The organism is Mesorhizobium sp. Ca11, assembly GCF_020165275.1.
Lineage (GTDB): Bacteria > Pseudomonadota > Alphaproteobacteria > Rhizobiales > Rhizobiaceae > Mesorhizobium.
In genome coordinates, this window is the sequence record NZ_JAIUHU010000036.1 from 1 (window position 1) to 5,225 (window position 5,225).

Annotated in this window: 7 protein-coding genes; 2 read left to right on the forward strand and 5 right to left on the reverse strand. The window is 66.0% G+C overall.

Features of this window, described 5'->3' with window-relative positions:
• A partial coding sequence (locus LB538_RS29015; RefSeq protein ID WP_224532810.1) for a hypothetical protein occupies positions 1–279 on the forward strand: 279 nt, incomplete at its 5' end.
• A complete protein-coding gene (locus LB538_RS29020) occupies positions 210–2,078 on the forward strand; it encodes a DEAD/DEAH box helicase (protein ID WP_224551837.1) in 1,869 nt (622 codons plus the stop codon). The genes LB538_RS29015 and LB538_RS29020, both read left to right, overlap by 70 nt.
• Positions 2,079–2,369: 291 nt before the next feature.
• Here the strand turns inward: LB538_RS29020 and LB538_RS29025 are convergent, their stop codons facing one another.
• From LB538_RS29025 to LB538_RS29045, 5 genes are all read right to left on the reverse strand, one after another.
• Positions 2,370–2,726: a GNAT family N-acetyltransferase gene (locus tag LB538_RS29025; protein WP_224532806.1), complete on the reverse strand. Its 357-nt coding sequence runs from the start codon at positions 2,724–2,726 to the stop codon at positions 2,370–2,372.
• Complete coding sequence (locus tag LB538_RS29030) at positions 2,609–2,854, reverse strand: hypothetical protein (RefSeq protein ID WP_224532812.1); 246 nt, start codon at positions 2,852–2,854, stop codon at positions 2,609–2,611. The genes LB538_RS29025 and LB538_RS29030 overlap by 118 nt, the downstream gene beginning before the upstream one ends.
• Positions 2,855–2,858: 4 nt before the next feature.
• Positions 2,859–3,962 (reverse strand): 3-isopropylmalate dehydrogenase, encoded by a 1,104-nt coding sequence (gene leuB / locus LB538_RS29035; protein ID WP_224532804.1) that lies wholly within the window; start codon positions 3,960–3,962, stop codon positions 2,859–2,861.
• 235 nt (positions 3,963–4,197) lie between these two features.
• Positions 4,198–4,548 (reverse strand): VOC family protein, encoded by a 351-nt coding sequence (locus LB538_RS29040; RefSeq protein WP_224532811.1) that lies wholly within the window; start codon positions 4,546–4,548, stop codon positions 4,198–4,200.
• 43 nt (positions 4,549–4,591) lie between these two features.
• Positions 4,592–4,975 carry a RidA family protein gene (locus LB538_RS29045; protein WP_224532802.1) on the reverse strand — a complete coding sequence of 128 codons (384 nt, stop codon included), beginning with the start codon at positions 4,973–4,975 and terminating at the stop codon, positions 4,592–4,594.
• Positions 4,976–5,225: the final 250 nt, after the last annotated feature.

Genomic DNA, 5,225 nt, shown 5'->3' on the forward strand with positions numbered 1-5,225 from the left:
CGCGAATCCCTCCTCGCCGGATATCCGCATGGAATCACCGATCCGATTCTGTGCAAAGCCCTTACAAGGGGAGAAGGGAAAGGCGGTGCCGCCTGCTCTGTACAATGGCGGCTGCAGGAAGTACGAACGGCTCAAATTTCGTTTGGCTGGCGCAGTGCCGGCCTTGTGCTCCATGACGAGCGCAGAACCCCGAATTCCGAAAGAAGAAAATGTCCAGTTTCGAAACGATTGTTCCTGCGCTGGCGCAAGCGCTGGAAAAACGCGGCTATGTCGCGCTGACGCCGGTGCAGAAGGCGGTGCTTGGGCCTGAGCTCGGCGAGGCCGACGCGCTGGTGTCGGCGCAGACCGGCTCCGGCAAGACCGTCGCCTTCGGTCTTGCCGTGGCGCCGACCCTGCTCAGTGGCGCCGAGCGCTTCGGCGACGCCGGCGCGCCGCTCGGCCTGGTCGTGGCGCCGACGCGCGAGCTGGCGCTGCAGGTGCGGCGCGAGCTGGAATGGCTTTACGAGCTGACCGGCGCTGAGATCGCCTCCTGCGTCGGCGGCATGGATATGCGCACCGAGCGCCGCGCGCTGGAACGCGGCGCTCATATTGTCGTCGGCACGCCGGGCCGGCTGCGCGACCACATCACGCGCGGCGCGCTCGGCATGTCGGCGCTGAAAGCGGTGGTGCTCGACGAGGCCGACGAGATGCTCGACCTCGGCTTCCGCGAGGATCTCGAATTCATCCTCGATGCGGCGCCCGCCGGGCGCCGCACGCTGATGTTTTCCGCCACCGTGCCGCGCTCCATCGCCACGCTGGCGAAGAGTTACCAGCGCGACGCCGTGCGCATCTCGGCCGGCGGCGGGGAAAAGCAGCATCTCGATATCGAGTACCGGGCGCTTTCGGTCGCGCCCGCCGATCGCGAGAACGCCATCATCAACGTGCTGCGCTATTACGAGGCGGGCAATGCGATGGTGTTCTGCAACACCCGCGCCGCCGTCAACCATCTCACAGCGCGTTTCAACAACCGCAATTTTGCGGTGGTGGCGCTCTCCGGCGAGCTCAGCCAGAACGAGCGCAGCCACGCCCTGCAGGCAATGCGCGACGGCCGCGCCAAGGTCTGCATCGCCACGGACGTCGCCGCGCGCGGCATCGACCTGCCCAATCTCGATCTCGTCATCCACGCCGACCTGCCGAGCAATCCGGAGACGCTGCTGCATCGCAGCGGCCGCACCGGACGCGCCGGCCGTAAGGGCGTCAGCGCGCTGATCGTGCCGGGCAATGCGCGCCGGCGCACCGAGCGGCTGCTCGCCAATGCCGGCCTGACCGCGGCCTGGGCGAGCCCTCCCTCAGCCGACGAGGTGCTGCGGCGCGACGACGAGCGCATCCTGGCCGATCCTTCCTTCGGCGAGCCGGTGAAGGACGAGGAGCGCAACTTCGCCGCGGCGCTCCTGGAACGGCACGGCGCCGAGCTGGTGGCCGCCGCCTTCGTGCGGCTTTGCCGTGCAAGCCGCTCGGCGCCTGAGGACCTGATCGATGTCGCGCCCTTCGCGCCATCAAAGGAGAAGTTCGCACGCCGCGAAGAAACATCCGGCCGCGGGGAAGAAACATCGGGCCGCCGCGACGATTTCGGCGATAGCGTCTGGTTCTCGCTCTCGGTTGGCCGCCGGCAGAATGCCGAGCCGCGTTGGCTGATCCCGATGCTGTGCCGCACCGCCGGCATGTCCAAGCGCGAGATCGGCGCCATCAAGATGCAGCCGGAGGAAACCTTCGTGCAGATCGCCGCCGACTGGGCCGACCGGTTCGTCGCCGCGATCGGCCCCGACCGCAAGCTGCAGGGCAACATCGCGGTCAGGCGGATCGACGGCACGCCGGACCTGTCGCGCGCCGGCTACCAGCCACAGAGGCCGGAGAAAAAGCCGCATCGCGGCAAGCGGTCTTTCGACCAGGGCGCGCCCGGATTCGAGAAGCGGGCGTCGCACGAGCGGCAGCCTGGTGGCGAGGCGAAACCCTGGGCGAAGCCGGGTAAGGCGAAGTTCGAAAAGCCAAAATCCGGCCAGCCGGCAAAGCGCAAGAAGCAGAAGAAGCGGCCCGCGTAGGTCAGCCCGACGCGCGCGGGCCGGCAGCCACTACGCCTCCGTCATTCCAGGGCGAAGCAAGGAGCGAAGCGACGCGCGCAGACCCTGGAATCCATGCCGTGACCTCCACGCGTCGCAGCGGTGCAGAAAAGCCCTTGTTCTGCACCGCCTTTACTATTCGCGCGAGGTCACGGCATGGATCCTCGGGTCTCCGCGTCCGCTTCGCTCCCGCTCCGCCCGTGGATGACGAAGTTCGGTCGCTTCGGCTAATCTCGGAGGTTTACCCAGCCTTGGCACCTATATCGGCCGGCGTCAGGTTCTGGCGACCTTGTTCAGCGCGTCGCCCGGTAGTCGCAGAAAAACCTTCTGGCCATGGCGCTCTGCGCCGAGCCGGTCGTAGAAGCGCAGCGCGCCCTCGTTCCAGTCTTCGGTCGTGAGGTCGATGCGACCGATGCCCTTGCCGAGGCAATGGCCGGCGAGAAAGCCGATGAGCGCGCGGCCGACGCCCTTGTCGCGAGCGACGTCGCGCACGAACAGATCCTTCAGGAACATCAGCCTTTCGAGATCGATGCCTGGGTGGGCAATCGCCACCGAAGCGAGGCCGGCGGGCTCGCCATTCGCGAAAGCCAAGGCGAATGCGGATAGGCCGGGCTCTCGTCGCCAAGCCATTGCCGCACAGTGGCCGCCGCCCGGCTGTGATCGAGCGGCGCCTGCCGGTAATGCGTGGCCATCGCACAAAGCAGGGTGGCGAGCGCTTCGGCATCGTCGACCCTCGCCCAGCGAATGTCGACGGTCATACGATCATCCCAGGAACTTGGCGATGATGGCGTCGCCCATCTCGGTGGTGCCGACTTCCTTCATGCCGGCCGAGAAAATGTCCTTGGTGCGCAGGCCGTCGTCGAGCACGGCGGCGATCGACGCTTCGAGCTTGTCGGCCTCGGCGACCATGCCGAAGGAATAGCGCAGGCACATGGCGAAGGACGCGATCATCGCGATCGGGTTGGCGATGCCTTTGCCGGCGATGTCGGGCGCCGAGCCGTGCACCGGCTCGTAGAGCGCCTTGCGCTTCTTGGTCTTGGCATCCGGCGCGCCGAGCGAGGCCGAAGGCAGCATGCCGATCGAGCCGGTAAGCATGGCGGCGATGTCGGAGAGCATGTCGCCGAACAGATTGTCGGTGACGATGACGTCGAACTGTTTTGGCCAGCGCACCAGCTGCATGCCGCCGGCGTCCGCCAGCATGTGGTCGAGCTTCACATCGGAGTACCGCGCCTTGTGCGTCCGGCTGACCACCTCGTTCCACAAAACGCCCGACTTCATGACGTTGCGCTTTTCCATCGAGGTGACGTGGTTCCGACGCGTCCGCGCGAGCTCGAAGGCGACGCCCGAGATGCGCTCGATCTCGAACGTGTCGTAGACCTGGGTGTCGATGCCGCGCTTCTGGCCGTTGCCGAGATCGATGATCTGCTTTGGCTCGCCGAAATAGACGCCGCCGGTGAGCTCGCGCACGATCAATATGTCGAGGCCCTCGACCACCTCCTGCTTGAGCGAGGAGGAAGCGGCCAGGGCCGGATAGCATATCGCGGGCCTGAGATTGGCGAACAGCTCCATGTCCTTGCGCAGGCGCAAGAGCCCAGCCTCGGGGCGCACCTCGTAAGGCACGGCATCCCATTTAGGCCCGCCGACGGCGCCGAACAGCACGGCGTCCGCTGCCATCGCCTTGGCCATGTCGGCATCGGAGATCGCCGCGCCATGCGCGTCGTAAGCGCAGCCGCCGACCAGTCCTTCGTCGGTAACAAAGCCGCTGCCCAGCCTGTCGTTCATGGCCTTGATCAGCTTCTTCACCTCGGCCATGGCCTCGGGGCCGATGCCGTCGCCGGCGAGCAGGAAGAGATTTTTCGAAGCCATGGAGAACCGTCCCAATAGTATTTGGAGAAACCGCGGCCTTGCTAAACGCCAAGCGGGCCGGGCGCAAGAGGATGTCTCGAAGCTCGGTTCCTCGCCCCCGCCGGAGGTGGGGGAGAGGTGTCCACGAAGCAGACGGAGAGGGGGCCTTCGTAGGGCACTCCCCCTCTCCGTCTCGGCTTCGCCGAGCCACCTCTCCCCCACTTCGTGGGGGCGAGGAACCCAAGCTGGAAGAGCCCTACCGATGCGACAGGATATTCACCAGCCGCCCGAACGGATCGCGCACATAGAAGCGCCGCACGCCCCAGGGCTCGTCGGCCGGGCCGTATTCGACGGCGAAGCCTGCCTTCTTCATGCCCGCAAGCGCCGCGTCCACATCGTCGACCTCGATCGACAGGTCCGGCACCGGCGTGCCGGATCCGCCTTGCGCCATGAAGCTCACCTGCACCTGCATCCGTTCCTCGGACCCGTAGGTGGCGATCCAACCCATATCCATGAGCAGATCAAGCCCGAGCACGTCCTGGTAAAAGCGCTTGGCCGCGGCAATGTCGGATGTGGCGATGTTGGCGACGATGCGCTCGACTTTCACCATAGGCTGACCCCTGCTTTGCGCGCTTCCTAGTGCCGGCAGCCTATGCCGTGCGCCTCAGCGCCGTCACCTCGATCTCGATCTTCATCTCCGGCTTGTTGAGCTGGCACACGATCATCGTCGCCGCCGGGCGGATGTCGCCGAATGCCTCGCCGAGGATCGGGAAGACCACGTCAACATAGGCCTGGTCGGTGATGTAGTAATGCGCCCGCACCACATCGGCCATGTCGAAGCCGCCCTCGGCGAGCGCCTTGGCGATGGTGGCGAGGCAATTGCGCGTCTGCGCTTCGACCGTGTCGGGCATGGTCATGGTGGCATAGTCGTAGCCGGTCGTGCCGGAGACAAAACACCAGTCGCCCTGCACCACCGCGCGCGAATAGCCGGCGGTTTTCTCGAAGGGCGAACCGGTGGAGATGAGCTTGCGCATGGGGGCCTCGCGTTGGTTGCGCCCCCTCTAGCAGGGGAAGACGGGTCTGGTCGTGGGCCAAGCCGGGCGGACCGTTGTCAGGAAAGGTAAGCGCGACATGGGTGATTGGCCGAAGCCTCCCTCCGGTCGTCATTCCTGGGCGGAGCAAGGAGCGAAGCGACGCGCGCAGACCATAGAATCCTGTGTGTTGGTTCTGGTGTATGGTTGAAGTGGGAAGGAGACCGAATGAATCCTGGTCGTCCTTTCGGAC